The sequence below is a fragment of the Pseudofrankia sp. DC12 genome, from assembly GCF_000966285.1.
Lineage (GTDB): Bacteria > Actinomycetota > Actinomycetes > Frankiales > Frankiaceae > Pseudofrankia.
Window position 1 is genome coordinate 5,479,884 of sequence record NZ_KQ031391.1, and the last position, 18,962, is coordinate 5,498,845.

General features: G+C 72.1%; 18 protein-coding genes. 10 read left to right on the forward strand and 8 right to left on the reverse strand.

Going from position 1 to position 18,962, the window contains the following annotated elements; all coding sequences use genetic code 11:
• The first annotated feature begins 80 nt into the window (after positions 1-80).
• Positions 81-1,109, forward strand: a complete 1,029-nt coding sequence (locus FRADC12_RS22045; protein WP_232303962.1) for a hypothetical protein — start codon at positions 81-83, stop codon at positions 1,107-1,109.
• Between the two features lie 545 nt (positions 1,110-1,654).
• Here the strand turns inward: FRADC12_RS22045 and FRADC12_RS22050 are convergent.
• From FRADC12_RS22050 to FRADC12_RS22080, 7 genes are all read right to left on the reverse strand, one after another.
• On the reverse strand, positions 1,655-2,881 hold the full coding sequence (locus FRADC12_RS22050) for a styrene monooxygenase/indole monooxygenase family protein (RefSeq protein ID WP_045878066.1): 1,227 nt from the start codon (positions 2,879-2,881) through the stop codon (positions 1,655-1,657).
• Entirely contained in the window at positions 2,874-3,512 is a 639-nt protein-coding gene (locus FRADC12_RS22055; protein ID WP_198153155.1) for a GTP-binding protein, read from the reverse strand. Before FRADC12_RS22055 ends, FRADC12_RS22050 begins: the two co-directional genes overlap by 8 nt.
• Positions 3,513-3,652: 140 nt before the next feature.
• The gene (locus FRADC12_RS22060; RefSeq protein WP_045878067.1) at positions 3,653-4,063 is read right to left on the reverse strand and encodes a DUF742 domain-containing protein; all 411 of its coding nucleotides are present in this window, start codon (positions 4,061-4,063) and stop codon (positions 3,653-3,655) included.
• 42 nt (positions 4,064-4,105) lie between these two features.
• On the reverse strand, positions 4,106-4,549 hold the full coding sequence (locus FRADC12_RS22065) for a roadblock/LC7 domain-containing protein (RefSeq protein WP_045878068.1): 444 nt from the start codon (positions 4,547-4,549) through the stop codon (positions 4,106-4,108).
• A gap of 9 nt (positions 4,550-4,558) precedes the next feature.
• Positions 4,559-5,839: a sensor histidine kinase gene (locus tag FRADC12_RS22070; protein WP_045878069.1), complete on the reverse strand. Its 1,281-nt coding sequence runs from the start codon at positions 5,837-5,839 to the stop codon at positions 4,559-4,561.
• Between the two features lie 488 nt (positions 5,840-6,327).
• Positions 6,328-7,338 (reverse strand): LLM class flavin-dependent oxidoreductase, encoded by a 1,011-nt coding sequence (locus FRADC12_RS22075; RefSeq protein ID WP_045878070.1) that lies wholly within the window; start codon positions 7,336-7,338, stop codon positions 6,328-6,330.
• Between the two features lie 31 nt (positions 7,339-7,369).
• Complete coding sequence (locus FRADC12_RS22080) at positions 7,370-8,278, reverse strand: SDR family oxidoreductase (RefSeq protein ID WP_045880026.1); 909 nt, start codon at positions 8,276-8,278, stop codon at positions 7,370-7,372.
• Positions 8,279-8,585: 307 nt separating this feature from the next.
• Here FRADC12_RS22080 and FRADC12_RS22085 point away from each other — a divergent pair, with 307 nt between their 5' ends.
• From FRADC12_RS22085 to FRADC12_RS22115, 7 genes are all read left to right on the forward strand, one after another.
• Complete coding sequence (locus FRADC12_RS22085) at positions 8,586-9,467, forward strand: CoA transferase subunit A (protein WP_045878071.1); 882 nt, start codon at positions 8,586-8,588, stop codon at positions 9,465-9,467.
• Positions 9,464-10,282 (forward strand): CoA-transferase subunit beta, encoded by an 819-nt coding sequence (locus FRADC12_RS22090; protein WP_198153003.1) that lies wholly within the window; start codon positions 9,464-9,466, stop codon positions 10,280-10,282. The genes FRADC12_RS22085 and FRADC12_RS22090 overlap by 4 nt, the downstream gene beginning before the upstream one ends.
• Positions 10,279-11,400, forward strand: coding sequence for an NAD(P)H-dependent flavin oxidoreductase (locus tag FRADC12_RS22095; protein WP_045878072.1), 1,122 nt, complete (start codon positions 10,279-10,281; stop codon positions 11,398-11,400). The genes FRADC12_RS22090 and FRADC12_RS22095 overlap by 4 nt, the downstream gene beginning before the upstream one ends.
• A gap of 35 nt (positions 11,401-11,435) precedes the next feature.
• Positions 11,436-11,900 (forward strand): hotdog family protein, encoded by a 465-nt coding sequence (locus FRADC12_RS22100; RefSeq protein WP_045880028.1) that lies wholly within the window; start codon positions 11,436-11,438, stop codon positions 11,898-11,900.
• Positions 11,901-12,232: 332 nt separating this feature from the next.
• On the forward strand, positions 12,233-12,604 hold the full coding sequence (locus FRADC12_RS22105) for a peroxiredoxin family protein (RefSeq protein WP_052711086.1): 372 nt from the start codon (positions 12,233-12,235) through the stop codon (positions 12,602-12,604).
• Between the two features lie 357 nt (positions 12,605-12,961).
• Positions 12,962-13,606 carry a TetR family transcriptional regulator gene (locus FRADC12_RS22110; protein ID WP_052711087.1) on the forward strand — a complete coding sequence of 215 codons (645 nt, stop codon included), beginning with the start codon at positions 12,962-12,964 and terminating at the stop codon, positions 13,604-13,606.
• Between the two features lie 646 nt (positions 13,607-14,252).
• Positions 14,253-14,582: a transglycosylase family protein gene (locus FRADC12_RS22115; protein WP_045878074.1), complete on the forward strand. Its 330-nt coding sequence runs from the start codon at positions 14,253-14,255 to the stop codon at positions 14,580-14,582.
• 128 nt (positions 14,583-14,710) lie between these two features.
• Here the strand turns inward: FRADC12_RS22115 and FRADC12_RS22120 are convergent, their stop codons facing one another.
• Positions 14,711-15,844 (reverse strand): LLM class flavin-dependent oxidoreductase, encoded by a 1,134-nt coding sequence (locus FRADC12_RS22120; RefSeq protein ID WP_045878075.1) that lies wholly within the window; start codon positions 15,842-15,844, stop codon positions 14,711-14,713.
• Positions 15,845-16,300: 456 nt separating this feature from the next.
• Between FRADC12_RS22120 and FRADC12_RS22125 the strand changes: the two genes are divergently transcribed.
• Positions 16,301-17,761: an aldehyde dehydrogenase family protein gene (locus FRADC12_RS22125; RefSeq protein ID WP_045878076.1), complete on the forward strand. Its 1,461-nt coding sequence runs from the start codon at positions 16,301-16,303 to the stop codon at positions 17,759-17,761.
• Between the two features lie 42 nt (positions 17,762-17,803).
• Positions 17,804-18,886: an alcohol dehydrogenase catalytic domain-containing protein gene (locus FRADC12_RS22130; RefSeq protein WP_045878077.1), complete on the forward strand. Its 1,083-nt coding sequence runs from the start codon at positions 17,804-17,806 to the stop codon at positions 18,884-18,886.
• Positions 18,887-18,962: the final 76 nt, after the last annotated feature.

The window sequence follows — 18,962 nt, forward strand, 5'->3', positions numbered from 1 at the left end:
GGTCCACGGGCGCGCCACGCCGGGGTGTGGTAGCGGGGCCAGCTGGCCCGGGACCGTTAGCCTGCCGACCGATGGTTACTATGAGTAGTCGACGTGGCCGGCTTGGGGTCATCCGTTCCCTCGTGGTCACGCTGGCCGCGGCCGGCTGCGTCGGCGCCGCGGGACTGGTCGGCCCACCGGCGTCGGCGGCGACTCCGGCGGTGGCACTGCCGTCCGGGGTGGCACTGCCGTTGGGGGCGAGGCTGCCGTCCGGGGTGACGCTTCCGTTGGGAGTGGGCGTGCCGGTGCCGGTCGCGTCCGACGCGGGGCGGCTGCCGCCGTTCGGGCCGATTGGGCTGGAACGGGAGACCATCCCGCTCGGCACGCTCGACGTCCCCGGCTTCCTGAGCACCGGGCCGCTCGTCGCCGCGCTCGACCAGGTGCCCGCCGGACCGGGCGAGCTATACACGGTCGGGCGTCTGCAGGCCTACGGGATTCACACACTTGACGGCCAGGTGAACATCAGGACCGCGATCGCCGAGATCGCCCATGTGGGGCCGACGTACGAGCTGGCGCCGTACCTGCCGGGGGTCGGGCACCTGGTGCCCGGCGACGGCTCCTGGGAGGCCATCCCACCGGGCACGCCTGGCCTGCTGTACTCCAGGCCGCAGTACCGGATCGCGGTCTTCCCGTGGTTCGGCGCCGTGGAGGTGACCGCGCACGTCCCGGCCGCGCTGGCCCCGCGCACCGCCGTGCGCGGGCTCTTCACCGGGCTGAGCGCGGCCCAGCTCGCGCTGATCATCCATGCGATGTGGCCGAACGTGCTGCCGCCGCTGGTCACCTACGCGGCGAACGACCCGTGGCTGGGCCTGCTCGACCCCGGGGCGGCCGAGTGGCCCGGCGCGGACGTCGGGGTCAGCCTGCTCGACGTAGTCAAGCCCGCGCTCGGCCCGATCTTCCAGCCGATGCTGAACTCGATGGCCGGCGGCGGGGTGGGCGCTCCGTCACTCGACACGCTCGGCTCCGCGTTGATGGCCAAGCTCGCGCCGCTGTCGAGCACGCTCGGGCCGCTCCTGAGCAAGATCGGGCCGCTGCTGGCGCCCCGGTCCGCGTCGCCGGCCCCGAAGTGACCTCGGGCCCTGGGACCTGGCGGCGGCGGTCAACGTCTGCCCGCCGCCCTGACGCTGTTCTGGTCCTCTCATGGATCCTGCTGGCCAATTACACGCAGCTACTTACACGCAGCTACGATTCGGCCGGGACTGGCCGCCGATCAGGGGGCGAGCGGTCGCTCCGGCGTCCGTTATGCGGCGTATGTCTGGGCGCCTCTTCTAGATCACCGAGGCTCTCCCGAATTGGCCAGCAGGGTCCTCGTGGCTACGAAACAGAACCGGTTACGACCATCGGAGGGTTGAAACAGCGGTCATGGGGACGCCGGAAGCGGCGAACCTCGTCGGACGCGGCACCAGCGGCGCCTGCGACGTGCCCAGCCACTGATCCGCGCGAAGGGCGTGCCGGGGAGACCCCGTCGCCGTCCCGCCAGGGAACGTCAGTCCACTCCTACGCCGTGGTTACGAGCTGGCCCAGTCTCGTGATCACGGCGTAGGACTGGGCCGACGCAGGATTCAGGCGGCCCCGCGCCTGGAGCGCGGGGCCGCCGGATGATGGCTGGTGGGGCTCAGACCGTCGCGAGGTAGGCGGCCGTCTTCGCCGGGTCCATGAACCACTCGAAGTAGTCCGGCGGGTTGTCGAAGCCGTTGACGAACCGGCGGGCGACCGCGTCCTTGGCCTGCGCGGTGCCGAGGATCTGCAGGACGTGCTCCGGTGGCGGCCCGAGCAGCGCGTTGGTCCAGGTGGTGACGAACTGGGCGTAGGACCAGTAGGTCTCGAACGCGGCGGTCATCCATTCCCGGTCGAACGGCTTGTCGCCGTGAGCCAGGATGCTGTCCAGGTAGGAGACCGCGCACTTGGCGGCGTTGTTCGAGCCCTGCCCGGTGATCGGGTCGTTGGCGACGACGACGTCGGCCATGCCGAGCACGATGCCACCCGACGGCAGCTCGCCGACCGGCTGGCGGACCACCGGGGTGTACCCGCCGGCGAGGGTCGCCCGCGCGTCGGTGAGCTCCACGTCCGCGCAGCGCTCGTACTCCCACGGCACGTACGTCTTCACCAGCTCCAGCAGCCGGCGCAGGTGCTCATCGGGGTCGGGCTGGTCGGCGAAGACGTCCAGCGGCCCGCCGGGGACGCCCTCGAAGAACAGGATGTCGCAGTTCCCGCTCAGCGTGTACGACGGGATCACGAACAGCTCGCCGGCGCCGGGGGCGATGTTGAACCGGACCCCCGGGTTGTCCGGGTGCTCCGGGCGCGGCGCGAGGCCGTGCACGTACGCCAGCGACAGCGCGCGCTGCGGGGCGGTGAACGGCGAGCGCTCCGGGTTCCGGTCGAACAGCCCGACCAGCTCGCCCTTGCCCGCCGCGACGACGACGAGGTCGTAGTGGTTGGTCAGGGAGTCCAGGTCGCCGGTGGTGACGCCGTGGATGATGAGCTTCCCGCCGCGCTGTTCGAACAGCTCGATCCAGCCGGCCATCTTCACCCGCTGGTCGATGGACTGGCAGTAGTGGTCGAGCCTGCCGAAGAAGTCCAGCGCCCGGCTGCCATCCGGGGCCAGCACGGAGACGCCGAGGCCCTCGATCTTGACGGCGTCGGACTCCCAGAGGTTCAGCTGGTGGTCACGCTCGTGCTGCAGCGAGGTGTGGAACATCGCCTGCGTCGACATGACCCGCCCGCCGCGGATCTCCTCCGGCGTCCGCGCCGACATCACGGTGACGTCGTATTCATGTTCCTGGAGCATCAGGGCAAGCTGCAGCCCGGACTGGCCAGCCCCAACGACCAGCACTTTACGCATGTGTTCGTGCCTTTCTTAGCTCCGGCGTCTCGGTCAGCGACAACGTGTACAGCACGAGCTCACGCAGGGTTTGCACAGTGGACGCCGGATCGCGGGCGTCACAGGTGACCAGCGGTGTTCCCGGCCTGAGAGCCAGTGCGTCGCGCACTTCGTCCAGGTCGTGCCAGAGCTCTCCGTCGAATCGGTTCACAGCGACGATGAAGGGCACGTCGGCGTCGTTCTCGAAATAGTTGATCGCCGCGAATGACTGGTCGATCCGGCGGGTGTCCACCAGGACGATGGCGCCCAGCGCGCCGCGCGACAGGTCGTCCCACATGAACCAGAACCGCGCCTGCCCCGGCGTGCCGAACAGGTACAGCACGAGATCCGAGTACAGCGTGATCCGGCCGAAGTCCATCGCGACGGTGGTCGTCAGCTTGCCGTTCGGCGGCAGGTCGTCGACGCGCTCGCTGGCCTCGGTCATCCACGCCTCGGTGTTGATGGGCGGCACCTCGGACACCGAGCCGACGAAGGTGGTCTTCCCGACGCCGAACCCACCCGCGACGACGATCTTCGCCGAGATGGTGAGCGGGCCGGCGGAACCGCCGTCGGCTGGCTGGCCACCCTGGTACGACCCGTTGCGCTGGCTCATCTCGGCAGGGCTCACGTCCGTGTTCCTAGTTTCATGGCGCCTGATTTCCTGGCGTGGGTCTCGAAGTAGCTCTCACACAGTGCCCGGACCGGCCCGGGAGATAACAGGAAACGGTACTCCGGTGATCCGTCCGGTGCTTCTCAGACGGGAAGTTCCCGCAGGCCACGCAGGATTCGCTCCAGCACGTTGCGGTCGTCCCGGAACGCGTGTGCCGTTGGATGGATGAGCACGGCGCCCTGTGTTGCCAGGTCGCTGATCAGCACACGAACCACCCCGAGCGGAATGGAAAGCAACGCGGACAGCTCGGCGATCGACATCTGCCCCCGGGCCCGTTCGTAGAGCGCCTTCGACTCCGGCATGAGCGCCTCGCTCAGCATCGGGTCGTAGCGTGGGACGGACACCAGCGTCTCGACCAGCAGGTGATAGCGAGACCGGGTGCGCCCGCCCGTCAGCGCATAGGGCCGGACCCGCTTGCTGCGAGCCTGGTGCGCCGGCTTGCCGCGCGGCTCGTCCACCTGCGGCTCCTTTCCCTTGCTCACCTGCGGCACCATCACGATCCTCTGGTCGTCTCGACGCGAGCGGCCGGCCGGGGCTCAGTCACTGGGCCGGCGCCCGACCAGCACCCGCCGCAGGTCGGCACGCAGCTCGGGCGTCAGGGCGTGCCCGGCGTGCATGACGAACTGGGTCATCTCGTAGGCGACGACCTTCATGTCGCAGTCGGGGCTGGTGAGCACCGCCAGGCCCGCGCCGGCGTCGATCCCCATGAACAGGAAGTACCCCTGCGAGAGCCGCACGATGATCTGTTCGCAGGTTCCCTTGCCGAACAGGGCCGCGCTGTTGCGGGCGAGGCTGAGCATCCCGCTGGCGATGGCGGCGAGCCGCTCTGCCTCCTCGGTGGTCATCTCCTGGGACGAGGTCAGCGAGAGCCCGTCCGAGGACATGATCAGCGCGTGGGTGACACCGTGCACCTTGCGGACGAAGTCGTCGATCAGCCAGGTGAAGTCGGTTTCGGGGTGGCCGTTGTGCTCCTGCGTCACGTGGGGTCCTCAGTCCGCTCGCTCGTCGCGGGCGGCGCGCTCGCCTTCGGAGAACGCGCCCAGATCCGCCAGTAGTTTCCTGTGGCCGACCGTCGGGTCGGCGGCCTCGGCCGCGCCCTCGGGTGATCCCGCCCCGGCACGCGCGCCGATGGCGTCCCCGTACGTGTCCCGCAGGCTGTGCGAAACCCGGCGTGGCAGTCCGCTGGCGGTGGTACCCGCCGACGCCGCTGCCGGCGGCGGCGGGCTGGCCGGCGCCGGCTCGGCGCGCCGGGCGGCCGGTCGCCCGGCGTTTCGCGTGCTCACGGCGGTGGGCCGGGAGCCGGCATGCCCGTTCAGCGGGGTGGTCGCCTGGACGTCCTCGACGTCGCCGGACCGGCCGGGACTGTCGGTGCCCGCCGGCACCGACACGGTCTGCAGGCCGGACCAGCCGGCGTCCGGCAGCTCACAGACCAGCGGCGCAGGCAGCAGCACCGAGCCGGTGGTGCCGTGCGGATGCCGGTGATCCAGCCACACCTTGATCCCGTGCCGGGTGGCGAGCCGGCGGACCACGGCGAGCCCCATGTGCCGGACCGCGTCGTCGTCGAGTACGGGATCCGCCGTGAGCCGCTGGTTGATCTGGCGCAGCCGGTCGGCCGGCAGCCCGATGCCCTCGTCCTCGATCCGCAGCAGCGCGCTGCCGGTCTCGGTGAGGTGGGCGCCGACCCGGACCGGCGAGTGCGGTGGGGACGACTTCGTCGCGTTGTCGAGCAGCTCCGCGAGCAGGCGGCTGACGTCCTCGGCGGCGAACCCGACGACCCCGAGGTTGACGACCCGCCCGACGGTGACCCGCTGGTAGTGGTCGATCGACGACATCGCGCCGCGGATCACGTCGATCAGCGAGGACGTCTGGGAGCCCTGCTCGCCGGCGTCCCGGCCGGCGAGCACCCGCAGGTTCTCGGCGTTGCGGCGCAGCCGGGCGGCCAGGTGGTCGAGTCGGTAGAGCTCGGCCAGTCGGTCGGCGTCCTCCTCGCGCGACTCCATCTCCTCCAGCTGCGCGAGCAGCGTGTCGACCAGGTTGAGGTCCCGCAGCGCGAGGTCGGCGCAGATCGCCGACAGGGCCTCCTCCGCCGGACTGGGCGTGGCCGCCGCGCGGGCGCCGGGCACCCGCGACCCCGCGGGTGCCTGCGTTCGGCCGGATCGCGCGGGCGTCGAGCGGGTGGGCGGTGGCGCGAGCAGCTGCGCGGCCGCCTCGCGGGAGCCGCCCAGCAGCGCACGTGACCGGTTCAGGAGTTCCCGAGCGCGCGTCGTCATACCAGCCTGGATGCTCCTCGTCGTGCGGGGCTTTTTTTCCACGCGGACCGGTGTGCGGCCGGTGTGCCACGAGCGGACGCGTCACACCGGGGAGTCGCCTCCCGGCCCGTTCGCTCGCTGGCCTCGCCGACTTTCTGCCGGTGATGACGATCCGGAGATTCGCGGCCCGCGGGGGCGTTCGGGGGCCGTTAACTGGGGATTGCCGTCCAACATGGGGTGGTTTGAGCGTACCGTCCCGGCCGCACCGCGTATCGCGGGCAGCCGGAGGACCACGCGAGACAACACGCACTGTAATCGCCCACGGCTCGCGGGCCGGGTCAGCTCCGAACAGTCAGCCCGTGCTGGCTGACAACTCCAGCACGACGAGCAGGCCCCGGTGTGACTTTCGGGCCAAAAGCGAGAGGAGAAGGTCCCGAGTCTGGGCGTGTAAAAGCTCACCGCTCCGGCTTCGGCCCAAAGGCGCCTCTACAGCCGGTAGCCGGCCTCGGTCAGCCAGTGGGAGCGGCCTCGGCGGCGACGCGGGGAAGCACGTTCTCGGCGAAGAGGCGCAGGCTTTCCCAGCCGCGCTCGGGCGGCATTCCGCCGCACAGCGGATGCAGCACGGTCACCGGCCCCAGCTCGCCGGGCCCGGCGGACAGTCCCCGCCGCACGCATTCGTCCGGCGTCAGAATCCGGTAGCGGCCCTCGGCACGCAGCTCGTTGACGGTCGTCGCGTGCGAATGCGCGGCCGAGGTCTGTCCCTCCGGCTGCCAGGACGAATACAGCGTCGCCTCCGCGAGAAAGTGCTCGCCGAGCTCCGCCCACGCCTTGTCAGGGTCTTCGGCGACGTGCACGAACGCCGTTTCGGTCGGCGGCATCACGACGAAACCGGACGTGCCCTGCTGGGTGCACTGCTCGTAGTAATAGGCCTCCAGCTCGGGCAGGTTGTTCGCCGGGCACAACGGCAGCCCCAGCCGGGCCGCCCGGCGCGCCGAGACCTTCGCCGAGCCGCCGACCCACAGCAGCTGCGCGGGCGGGCTCGCCGGTGGTGGCGTCACCCGGACCGTCCGGCCGCGGTACTCGAACGGCTCCCCGGTCCACGCGGCCAGCACCGCGGTCAGCGACTCGTCCATCAGGGCCCCACGCCTCGACCAGTCCAGCCCCGCGTCCGCGTACTCGAGAGGGCGGTAGCCGAGGCCGGCGACCGCGGTGATGCGCCCCCGGCCGGCCAGGTCGAGCACCGCGAGCTGCTCGGCCAGCCGCAGCGGGTCGCTCAACGGCACCAGCAGGGCCTGCACGATGACGTGGACCCGCTTCGTCGCACCGAGGATGAGGCCCGCGTTGACCAGTGGCGCCGGGCTCCAGCCGTTGTCGGCGCCGTGGTGCTCCTCCAGCGACACCATCGGGATCCCGGCCGCGTCGGCGTAGCCGGCCATCTTGATGCCGGCCTGGTAGGCCGCGGCGAGCCCGCCCCGGTCGAGCCCGGGCACCGCGAAGTTGAACCGCAGCACAGAAAGCATGGCTGATCTCCCATTCCCTGGCGGCGGCGCGTCAGGCGCCGTAGACCGGTTCGGCCGGGGGAGCGGTGGCGAGCAGCTTGTCGACGGCGGCCCCGACCTGGGCCGTCTCCCAGCGGGCGCCGCGGTCGATCGGCACCCCGTGCCGCCAGCCGCTCGCGACGGCGAGCTTCCCGCCCTCGACCTCGAAGACCTGTCCGGTGACGTGCGCGGAGCGCTCGCTGCCCAGCCACACCACCAGCGGCGCGATATTCGCCGGGTCCATCGCGTCGAAGCCGGACTCGACCGGCGCCATCGTGTCGAAGACGCCCTCGGTCATCCGGGTCCGTGCCGACGGCGCGATGGCGTTCGCCGTCACCCCGTAGCGGGCCAGCTCGGTCGCGGCGATCAGCGTCAGCGCGGCGATCCCGGCCTTCGCCGCGCCGTAGTTGCCCTGTCCGACGCTGCCCTGAAGGCCCGCGCCGGAGCTGGTGTTGATGATCCTGGCGTCCGGGCGCCGCCCGGCCTTCGCCTCGTCGCGCCAGTAGGCGGCGGCGTGCCGCAGCGGCGCCGCGTGCCCCTTGAGGTGGACGCGCACGACCGCGTCCCACTCCGGCTCGGTCATCGAGACGAGCATCCGGTCGCGCACGAAGCCGGCGTTGTTGACCAGCACGTCGAGCCGGCCGAACGCGTCCAGGGCGGTGCGCACCAGTGCCTGGGCCCCGGCCCAGGCGGCGACGTCGTCGGTGTTCGCGACCGCCTCGCCGCCGAGGGCCCTGATCTCCTCGACGACGCCTTGCGCGACGGGCTCGCCGGCGGCGGCGCCGTCAGCGGCCACCCCGACGTCGTTGACGACCACCCGGGCGCCCTGGCGGGCGAACTCCAGCGCGTGCGCCCGGCCGATGCCCCGCCCCGCGCCGGTGACGATCACGACCCGTCCGGCACAGACCCCGTCCTCGCTCACGGCATCCCGAGTTCGCTCCGTCGCTTCGCTCTTGGCGCGGCTGTCCTCCGGGGTTCCTGCGGGATCGGCGAAGCCGATCTCGTAGGTCCGCCTCGGACGTCCGCTCCGCTCGCTCACTCCTGCGCTCACGGTGCGGCCACCCCTTCGCTCTCGGCTGCGTCGCGGCCCGTGGCCGCGTGGTCCGCCGGCCCGTCATCTCCGCGCGGTGGCCGTCGACGGCTGGTAACTTACCCGACCAAGCAAGCGCTTGTGTTACGTACGCCGTGCGGTCCGGACACCGGCCGCACGCTCGGCTGAGGGGCGGTTGATGGGTGCGAAGCTGACGACGATGAATGCCGCCGTCGCGGCGGTCGAGAGCGGGATGACCGTCGGCATCGGCGGCTGGGGCTCGCGCCGCAAGCCGATGGCCCTGATCCGGGCGCTCGCCCGCGGCCCGGCCACCGACCTGACTGTCGTCACCTACGGCGGCCCCGACGTCGGCCTGCTCGCTGCCGCTGGGAAGATCCGCGTGCTGGTCAGCGGGTTCGTCTCGCTCGACTCGATCGCGCTGGAGCCGCACTTCCGCGCCGCCCGTCAGCGCGGCGAGATCGAGTTCCGCGAGCTGGACGAGGGCATGCTGCAGTGGGGCCTGCTCGCCGCCGCGCACCGGCTCCCGTTCCTGCCGATCCGGGCCGGCCTCGGCTCGGACGTCCCGACGACCTTCCCCGGCCTGCGGACCGTCACGTCGCCCTACCCGGACGGCGAGGAGCTCGTCGCCGTGCCGGCGCTTACGCTCGACGTCACGTTCGTGCACGCCAACCGGGCTGATGCCGCCGGTAACGCGGCGTTCCTCGGCCCCGACCCGTACTTCGACGACCTGTTCTGCCTCGCCGCGCGCCACCGGGTGCTGTCCTGCGAGCGGGTGGTCGAGACCGCCCAGCTGACGAAGGAAGCCCCGGTCCAGGCGTTGCGCATCAACCGGATGATGGTCGACGCGGTTGTCGAGACGCCGAACGGCGCCCACTTCACCAGCTGCGTGCCCGACTACGGCCGCGACGAGGCGTTCCAGCGTGCCTACGCGGCCGCGGCGGGCGGCGGCTCGGACTGGGCCGCCTTCCACGAGCGGTACCTCTCCGGCGACGAGGCCGCGTACCAGGCCGCGGTCCAGGCCCAGCGGCCGCTTAGGGGCGAGAAGGAGACCGCTCGATGACGCGGCCCGACGCGGCCCCGGCGCGGCCGGTGCAAGGACCTGGCGGGCTGGTGGCCCGCCGGGCCGACGTCTGCGCGCTGGCGTGTGCCGAGGCCTTCCGCGGCGCCGGCGAGATCCTCGCCAGTGCCTTCGGGACCGCGCCCACGCTCGGGGCCCGGCTCGCCCGCCTGCTGTTCGCCCCCGAGCTGTTGCTCTCCGACGGCGAGGCCATGCTTCTGGCCAACACGCCGCCGCTGGGCGCGCCACCGTCGGACGCGGTGGTGGAGGGCTGGCTGCCGTTCCGGTCCGTGTTCGACGTCGTGGCCGCCGGCCGCCGCCACGTCATCATGATCCCGTCGCAGCTCGACGCCTACGGCAACATGAACATCTCCGTGGTCGGCCCGCACGCCCGGCCGAGGGCCCAGCTCATCGGCACCCGTGGCGCCCCGGGCAACACCGTCAACCACCGCACCAGCTACTGGGTGCCCAGGCACGGGCCGCGGGTGTTCGTCGAGCGCGTCGACGTCGTCTGCGGCGTCGGCTACGACCGGGCCCGCGCGGCCGGGCCGTCCGCCGTCCGCTTCCACGGCCTGGGCCGGGTGGTCACGGACCTCGCCGTCCTCGACTTCGCGAGCCCCGACAACCGGCTGCGGCTGGCCTCCGTGCACCCGGGCGTGACCGTCGACGAGGTCCTCGCCGCGACCGGTTTCCCGCTTGTCCTGCCGGCTGCTGGCCAGGCGGCCGTACTGGTGACGCCGACGCCGACGCGTGCCGAGCTGGACCTGCTCGACCTCCTCGACCCCAGGGGCCTGCGTTACCGCGAGGTGGCCGCGTGAGTGGTGACCCGCGCCTCGAGACGGCGTTCACCCAGCTGACCGGGGCGCGGTACCCGATCGTCCAGACCGGGATGGGGTGGGTGTCCGGCGCCCGGCTGACCGCGGCCACCGCCGCCGCCGGCGGGCTGGGGATCCTCGGCTCGGCGACGATGACGCTCGACGAGCTGGCCACCGCCATCCGGACGGTGAAGGAACGCACCGACGCGCCGTTCGGCGTCAACCTGCGGTCCGACGCCGAGGACGTCGAGGACCGGGTCGCGCTCATGGTCTCCGAAGGAGTGCGCGTCGCGTCGTTCGCGCTCGCGCCGCGCAAGGACCTGTTCGCCCGGCTGCGCGAGGCCGGGATCGTGACGATGCCCTCCGTCGGGGCCCGCCGGCACGCCGAGAAGGTCGCGTCCTGGGGTGCCGACGCGCTGCTCGTCCAGGGCGCGGAGGGCGGCGGGCACACCGGCGCGGTCCCGACGTCGCTGCTCGTCCCGCAGGTCGTCGACGCCGTCGACATCCCGGTGATCGCCGCTGGCGGCTACCTCGACGGCCGCGGCCTCGTCGCCGCGCTCGCCTACGGCGCAGCCGGCATCGGGATGGGCACCCGGTTCCTGCTCACCGCGGACAGCACGGTCGCCGACACCGTCAAGGCGCACTACCTGGCCGCCGGGGTCGACGGCACGATCGTCACCACGCGGGTCGACGGAGTGCCGCACCGGGTGCTGCGGACCCCGCTCGTCGATGGGCTGAACTCGGCCGGTCCGCTCACCCGGCTCCCGCGCGCGATCCGCAACGCGGCCGCGTTGCGCCGGGCCTCGGGCGCGACCTGGCGCGGGCTGATGCGCGAGGGCCGGGCGCTGCGCTCCCACGGCGGGCTGACCTGGAGCCAGGTGCTGATGAGTGCCAACACCCCGATGCTGTTGCGCGCCTCCATGGTCGAGGGCCGCGACGATCTCGGGCTGATGACGTCCGGCCAGGTGGTGGGCCTGATCGACGATCTGCCGACTGTCGACGAGCTGGTCGGCCGGATCGTCGCGGAGGCGGCCGCCGTCCTCGACCGGCTCGCGGCTCCCGGTGCCGGCGCGCCGCTGCGGCCGGCGCGGCCGATCACCGTGGCGCCGGAGCCCGGATGAGCGAGTCGGCGCCGTCAGCGGCAGCCGGAGTCCCGATGAGCGAGCCGGCGCCGCTCGTCCTGACCGGCGCGGACGCGGTGCGCGCGGCGGTCGGCCGCGAGCTCGGCCCGGCCGGGCCGGTGCTCGTCGGCCCCGACCGAGTCGAGGCATTCGAGACCGCCACCGGCCGGTCCGCCCGGCCGGCCGGCCCGCCGTCGACCTGTGCCGGGCCGACGACCGGTCGGGCGGTGCCGAAGCTGCTGCTGCTGTCGCTGGTGAACGACGTGCTGCCCCGGCTCGTCGACGTCCGCGGCTTCGCGATGGGTGTCAACTACGGCACCGGCCCGGTGTACTTCCCGGCCGCACTGCCGGTCGGCGCCGCCTTCCTCGGCCGCCTGGTGATCGTCGACGTTGCCGACGTCCCCGGCGGCCTCCAGGCCACCTTCCGGGTCACTCTCACCACTGGCGGCACCGGCCATCAGGTGTGTGTCGCGGACAGTCTCGCGCGCTACCTGTTCTAGCGGCCGCGCGCGCACCCGCCCGGCTGCGACGGCGGGCGTCGTCAACGCCCGCGGGGCCGCGCGCTGGCCTGGATGCCGCTGCGCCCGAGCTGGCGGGTCGTGTCCGCGTTCGTCGTGGGACCTTGCCGTCTGGAGCGTGCTGGTCAACCTGTGTCTTGGCCTCGCGAATCCTTTTCGCCGTGGGCCCACTCTTATGGGGGTGTCGTACGCATCGAGCCGGACGGGAGGGCGGGGCATGAGCGGTGCCGAGTGGGCCAGCGCGCAGCTGATCGCCGCCGCCCGGGACGGCCACGTCGAGCCGCTGACCGCGCTGGTCGCGAACACTCATCCGCATGCACGTGTTGCTGTACTTCATGCGCGCCGCGACCTGCGCGGTGTGCGTCCGGCACGTCCGCGACCTGGCTCGGCACGCCGACGACTACGCCGCCCTCGGGGCCAGCATCCTGGTGGCGGTACCGGAGGGGCTGCCGACCGCCCGCGAGTGGGCAGCCTGGCAGCGCCTGCCGTTCCCGGTCGTGACCGGGGCGCATGGCAGCCCCCACGAGGCGGTCGGCCTACCGCGCGCGATGTTCGGGGCCGTGCAGCGGTCCGGCACGGTCCTGGTCGACCGGGCCGGACTCGTCCGGTACGCGAAGGCCGCGACGATGCCGACGGCCGGCTACGACCGCCCGGCGGTCCTGCGCGCCCTGGACGCGCTGTGGTAGCCACCATCGCCAAGGCGGCCGGTGTGGCCCTCCGTCACCGCCAGGAGCGGCCCTCCGGGCAGCCCCGCCACGCCAGGACGGCGCTCCCGGGGGCGTCATGCCCTGGGTGCGGGCTCGCGGCCGCACGCATCCGAGCGACTTAGGCAACAGATTGGACCAGTATGCCCGTCACTCTGCGAAGCTGGACCGGGCGGCGGAACGTGCTCCAAGGCACCGGACCGGCGGACGGCGGGCGGGGGCCCGCCGGCCCGGCGCGACACGGCGCGCGGCTGCGGAGTGGGCCGGGTGGCCTAGAGTAGAACAGGATCTAATTTTTTGGGGTCGGCGGTTGCGCCGAGCGCCAGTGAGGAGGCCCCGGTGAGCGAGGCGGTGGCCGCGGCGGCCACGCCGCCGGCGAAGGGCGTGCCCGCGACGACGGCGACTCCCTCCCAGCAGGCGCGCCGGGAACGCATGCTTTCCGCGGCGCTCGCCCTGGCCAGCCGCGGTGGCTACGACGAGGTGCAGATGCGCGAGGTGGCCGAACAGGCCGGGGTCGCGCTGGGCACCCTGTACCGGTACTTCCCGTCAAAGGTGCACCTGCTCGCCTCGGCGCTGGCCCGTCACCTGGCCGGCCTTCGCGACGCGGTGCTCGACCAGCCGTCCGGCTCCGACGACCCGGCGACCAGGGTGCTGGCGATGATGAACCGCCTGGTCGACGAGCTCAGCCGGGACCGGCTGGTCGCCGAGGCCCTCATCCAGGCGATGACGCTGGCGTCAGCGACCATCGGCACCGAGATCGACGACGTCGACGAGGCGATGATCGGTCTGATCGGGGTCGCCGCGTTCGGGTCCGACCACGTCGTCGACGAGCGGGACAGGCTGATAACCAACATCATCGGCAAGGTCTTCCTCAGCGACCTGCGCTACTGGCTTGGGGACCGGATGACCCTCGACGGCGTCCGCGCCTCCCTCGGCGACACCGTCGCCGTCGTCCTCGCCGGTCAGCAGGCCCTCGTCAGGTAGCCGAAACACGACGTACTGGTCCGGGCCCGGTGGCGCGGGAACCGGCCGGTCGGCCATCGCGGAACCCCGGCGACCGGCGTCGTCCGCCGTCCAGCTGCCGACAAAGCGGACGCATTGGCTCGCCGTGAGTGTCGTCACCCGCGTTGACGCAGCGCGCCGGACGGGTCGACGGGGCGCGTCCGATGTGAGTGGCCTGGTCACCCACCGGCGCGGCCGGCGGGCCGAGAGAGCGCCCAGTGACGGTGCGTCGGCACTGCCGAAGAACGTGTCGGCATATGTCCGGCCGCGCCAGCCCCACTCCTTGACGTGTGACTCGCGTCACCCAGTTCCGGTCGTTTGCCACGGCCGCTCGTGGGCTGTCATGGTGGTTCTCGTGCCGCGCTGGACGGTGGGGCACACGCCGGGCGGGACGCCTTTTCTTTGCCCCCGCGTTACGGCGTTTTTCTTCGGACCTGTTTGGCAGGGACCGGGGGTGGGCGCGTCACCGAGGTGGCGCCTGGCATCGTAGTGTCGATGCCCTTTCCGAGGTACGGATTCCGGACCGGGTTTTCGCCGGGTTGGAGTGCGCGCGGATTTCTGCCTGTCTTCGGAGGCGTGGGAAAGGATTTCAATCTTGCTTCGTGGCCTCTCCACCCGTGCCCGTGCGATGATCGCCACCCCGGCGTTGGCCGCGGCGGTGGTCGGGACCGGTCTGGTCGCCACCCAGCCCGCCTCCGCCTCGGCCCGTCCGTCGGCGGCGCATTTCCTCTCGGCCGTGGTGCCGTGTGAGTCCGGGGGAAACCCGCGTGCGGTGAACTCGATCGGTGCCGGTGGGCTGTTCCAGTTCCTGCCCTCGACCTGGCACTCGCTCGGCGGCCGTGGTCTGCCGCAGAACGCCTCGGTGTCCGAGCAGTGGGCCAAGGCCTACAAGCTGTACGCCACGTCCGGCACCAGCCCGTGGTACGCCTCGAAGGGCTGCTGGGGCCACAAGATCTGAGCCGGTGTCCGGCCGGCCGGACACCCGAGAACAACGAAGGAAACGGGCCCCGCGCCATCATGGCGCGGGGCTTCGTGCGTTTCTCGGGCCCGGTCCGGGCCGGAAGTCCGGACGGCGGCTTGGGCGGTTCAGGCCTTCGCGGCGAGCTGGGCCTCGCGCTGGCGGGTGGTGCTGTGGACCGGGTCCTTGTCGAACTTCGGCAGGACGTGGCGCCCGAACATGTCCACTGCCTCGACGGCGATGTCGATCGGCATCGTGGTCGAGAGCATGCCGAAGGCGAGCTGGTCGGCGCCGATGTTGACGTACGTCTGGACCGCGCGCTCGACCTCGTCCGGGTCGCCGATGCAGATCGTGCCGGCCCGGACGCCGAGCTGGAGGATCTCGGCGGTCGGCTCCGGCAGGGTCGCGGGCCAGTCGGGCACCCAGTTCGGCTTCGGGAACGTGTCCAGGTACCGGAAGACCAGGCTGTGCTGGTAGCTCATGGTGATGTCGGTGGCGATCTGCCGGGCCCGGTCGCCGTCCGCCAGGCAGAGCATCTGGCTGGTCACCATGACGTTGTTGTTGATGTAACCGCCGATGGGTTCGGCCTTCTCGATGTTCTTCTTGTAGGTCTCGATGAGCGGCGCCAGCTCGTCAGGCGAGCTGTTGGCGAAGCACAGCACGCCCAGGCCCATCTTGGCGGCTTTCTCGAAAGTTCCCGGGTTTCCGGCGGCGACCCACAGCGGCGGGTGGGGCCGGGTGTACGGCTTCGGCAGGACGTTGCGTTCGGGCATGGTGAAGAACTGGCCGTCATGTGTGTACGGCTCGTCCTTCCACATCTTCGGCAGCTCGGCGACGACCTCGTCGAACATAAGCTTGGTGAGCGCCGGATCCTCGATGCCGAAGCCCTTCTGCTCCGTGCTCGAGGAGCCCCTTCCCATGCCCAGCTCGAACCGGCCGCCGGAAAGATGGTCGAGCATCGCGGCTCGTTCGGCGATCCGGGCCGGGTGGTTCACCGGCGGGGTGATGTTGAAGATGCCGCTGCCGATGTGGATATTGCTGGTGGTTCCGGCGACGTAGGCGAGGAAGACCTCGTTCGCCGACAGGTGTGAGTACTCCTCGAGGAAATGGTGCTCCGTCGCCCAGGTGTACTTGAATCCGGCGCGGTCCGCGGCCTGGGTCCAGGCGACCTCGTCCATCAGCCGGCTGTGTTCCGCGCCGATCGGGTCGCGGTCTGACAGCCGCTTGGGCAGGTAGAGCGAGTTGAAGATCCCGAACTCCATGAACGAGGCCACCCTTCGCCTGCTGTCTGGTGGTTGGTGGTGCGCCGGCGGCGGCGGGCACGCGCGCCCTGGCCCGCGGGGCCAGGCGCCCGGCGTGCGCCTGGCCGCCGGCGCCTGCGCCGGCCTGCGCCGGCCTGCGCCGGAGCTGCCCGGGTGACGAGCCCTCTCTCCCGCCCCTCGGGCTGAGGGCCACCTCGACCGCTGACGGTGTGAGGGGAAAGCTCGTTGTCGGCTTCGAGGTAGAACCTGTTCTACACTCTAGCCGCGACAGGCCGCCACGCAAGGGGCCTGATGCTCCGTCAGAAACCGTCATCCTCGTCGGTCCTTCACGCCGGACGGCTGAAGAGCCCGAGGACACGGACCCGGGGGAACGCGAGGAACCACGGCCCTCGGTCGGGCGGCCCGGCGACGGGCGCGCCGCCCGCGGCCACTTCAGCGGACGAGGGGGCACACGCCATGGGCGTCCCGAGCAGCCGGATCTACCTGGCCGGCGAGTGGGTGGAACCGGCCGGCGGCCACTACGACGTAGTCAACCCGGCCACCGAGGAGGTCGTCGGCGTGGCGCCGGAGGCGAGCGCGGCGCAGGCCGAGCAGGCCGCGGCGGCGGCGAGGGCGGCGTTCGAGGGCTGGGCGACCGCGAGCCCGGCGCGCCGGTCGGAGGTGCTCGGCCGGGTCGCCGACCTCCTGACGAAGTACAACGACGACCTGGTCCCGCTGGTGCAGGCCGAGACCGGCGCGACCATGCGGGTCGCGTCGACGATGCAGGTGCCGGTGGCCGTCGAGCGGTTCAGCCGGTACGCGCGGCATGCGCTGGAGCCGTCGCTGGTGGCGCTGCCGCCGCAGGCGATCGATGCGACCCCGCTGGCCCCGGGCGGGCTTGTCGGCGCGGTCGCCCGCCGCGCGCCGGTCGGCGTGGTCGCCTGCATCACCCCGTACAATTTCCCGCTGGTGAACATGGCCGGCAAGGTCGCGCCGGCACTCGCGATGGGGAATACCGTCGTGATCAAACCGGCTCCGCAGGATCCGCTGCAGGTGCTGCGGTTCGCCGAGATCGTCCACGAGGCCGGGGTGCCGGCCGGGGTGGTCAACGTCGTCACCGGGTCCGCCGTGGACACCGGCGCCGCGCTGGTGGCCTCGCCCGACGTCGACATGATCAGCTTCACCGGCAGCACCGCCGTCGGCCGCAGGATCGGCGCGGCGGCGGGCCAGGACATGAAGCGCCAGCTCATGGAGCTCGGCGGCAAGGGTGCCGCGATCGTGTTCGAGGACGCCGACCTCGACCGGGCCGCGGCCGGCATCGGCAGCACCTGGGCCTTCCACTCCGGCCAGATCTGCACCGCCCCGACCCGCGCACTGGTGCACCGCTCGGTGCACGACCAGCTGGTCGAGAAGCTCGTCGGCTACGCGAACTTCTGCCCGGTCGGCGATCCGATGCTGGCCTCGACGGTCGTCGGCCCGCTCATCTCGGCCAGCCAGCGCGACCGGGTCGAGGCCCTGGTCGCCGAGGGCGCCGGGGCCGGTGCGACCGTCGCCGTCGGCGGTACGCGTCCCGAGCTGGACCGCGGCTTCTACGCGGCGCCGACGCTGCTGACCGGCGTGACGCCGGACATGACCGTCGCGCAGGAGGAGTTCTTCGGGCCGGTTGTCGTCGTGCTCGCCTTCGGCGACGAGGACGAGGCGGTCCAGATCGCGAACGGGACCCCGTTCGGCCTGTACGACTACGTCTTCTCCGGGGACACCGCGCGCGCCTACCGCGTCGCGACGCGGCTGCGCAGCGGCAACGTCGGGATCAACACCGTCGCCCGCAACCACGAGACGCCGTTCGGCGGCTTCAAGCACAGCGGAGTGGGCCGCGACTGCGGCGTCTTCGCGCTGCAGGCGTACAGCGAGCTGCAGAGCATCGTCTGGCCCGGCTGAGCGCCACCACCCGACAGCCGCCCGAGAGACCAAGGGGAGATCATGCGCGGTGTTGTGTTCGACGGCCAGAAGGCCGAGCTGGTCGACGACCTGACCGTCCGTGGCCCGGGGCCGGGCGAGGCGCTGGTGCGCATCGTGGCCGCGGGCTTGTGTCACAGCGACGTGTCGGTGATCAACGGGACGATCCCGTTCCCGACCCCGGTCGTGCTGGGCCACGAGGGCGCGGGTGTCGTCGCCGCGGCCGGCGACGCCGTCGGCCACGTCCGGCCCGGCGACCACGTGGTGCTCTCCACGCTGGGCAACTGCGGCGCCTGCCAGCACTGCGACGCGGGCCGCCCGACGATGTGCCGCTCGACGTTCGGCGCCCGGCCGCAGCCGTTCACCTGGCGGGGCGAGCCGGCGTACAACTTCGCGAACCTCTCCTGCTTCGCCGAGGAGATCGTGGTGAAGGCCAACCAGTGTGTGCCGATCCCGAAGGACGTCGCGCTGACGTCGGCGGCTCTCGTCGGCTGCGGCGTGGTCACCGGCGTCGGCGCGGTCCTGCAGCGGGCGAAGGTCCACCCTGGCTCGACCGTCGCGGTGCTCGGTGTCGGTGGTGTCGGGCTCAACGTGCTGCAGGGAGCCCGGATCGCCGGGGCGGCCCGGATCGTCGCCGTCGACGTGAACCCGGCGAAGGAGCCTCTCGCCCGCGCGTTCGGGGCCACGGACTTCGTCAATCCGACCGGCGCCGACGCCACCACGGTCATCAAGGAGGCCATCCAGGACACCGAGCCGACCGGCTACGACTACGTCTTCGAGTGCGTCGGCCACCCGGCCCTCATCCGGGCCGCCATCGACGCGCTCGCCTGGTCCGGCTCGGCGGTCCTGCTCGGGGTGCCGGCGGCGGCGACGGAGGCGTCGTTCAACGTCGCGGGCATGTTCCTGGACAAGTCGATCCTCGGCTGCCGGTACGGCTCGGCCCAGCCCCAGCGCGACATCCGCCGCTACGTCGACCTGTACCGCGGCGGCCGGCTGCTGCTCGACGAGCTGGTCACCCGCACCTACCCGCTCGCCGACTTCCACCGCGCGGTCGAGGACCTCGAACACGGCGACCTCGCTCGCGGCGTCCTCACTCTGGACGCCTAGGGCGCTTCCCGTGGATCTTCGGCCGCGACCAGGATCCGCGGGAAGCGCCCTAGCGGCCGGCTGGAGACGGCCGGCA

Coding starts and splice junctions, on each gene's coding strand:
- FRADC12_RS22045 (WP_232303962.1), top strand. CDS start 81: ATGAGTAGTCGACGTGGCCGGCTTGGGGTCATCCGTTCCCTCGTGGTC.
- FRADC12_RS22050 (WP_045878066.1), bottom strand. CDS start 2,881: ATGCGTAAAGTGCTGGTCGTTGGGGCTGGCCAGTCCGGGCTGCAGCTT.
- FRADC12_RS22055 (WP_198153155.1), bottom strand. CDS start 3,512: ATGAGCCAGCGCAACGGGTCGTACCAGGGTGGCCAGCCAGCCGACGGC.
- FRADC12_RS22060 (WP_045878067.1), bottom strand. CDS start 4,063: ATGGTGCCGCAGGTGAGCAAGGGAAAGGAGCCGCAGGTGGACGAGCCG.
- FRADC12_RS22070 (WP_045878069.1), bottom strand. CDS start 5,839: ATGACGACGCGCGCTCGGGAACTCCTGAACCGGTCACGTGCGCTGCTG.
- FRADC12_RS22075 (WP_045878070.1), bottom strand. CDS start 7,338: ATGCTTTCTGTGCTGCGGTTCAACTTCGCGGTGCCCGGGCTCGACCGG.
- FRADC12_RS22085 (WP_045878071.1), top strand. CDS start 8,586: ATGGGTGCGAAGCTGACGACGATGAATGCCGCCGTCGCGGCGGTCGAG.
- FRADC12_RS22090 (WP_198153003.1), top strand. CDS start 9,464: ATGACGCGGCCCGACGCGGCCCCGGCGCGGCCGGTGCAAGGACCTGGC.
- FRADC12_RS22100 (WP_045880028.1), top strand. CDS start 11,436: ATGAGCGAGCCGGCGCCGCTCGTCCTGACCGGCGCGGACGCGGTGCGC.
- FRADC12_RS22105 (WP_052711086.1), top strand. CDS start 12,233: ATGCACGTGTTGCTGTACTTCATGCGCGCCGCGACCTGCGCGGTGTGC.
- FRADC12_RS22115 (WP_045878074.1), top strand. CDS start 14,253: ATGATCGCCACCCCGGCGTTGGCCGCGGCGGTGGTCGGGACCGGTCTG.
- FRADC12_RS22120 (WP_045878075.1), bottom strand. CDS start 15,844: ATGGAGTTCGGGATCTTCAACTCGCTCTACCTGCCCAAGCGGCTGTCA.
- FRADC12_RS22125 (WP_045878076.1), top strand. CDS start 16,301: ATGGGCGTCCCGAGCAGCCGGATCTACCTGGCCGGCGAGTGGGTGGAA.
- FRADC12_RS22130 (WP_045878077.1), top strand. CDS start 17,804: ATGCGCGGTGTTGTGTTCGACGGCCAGAAGGCCGAGCTGGTCGACGAC.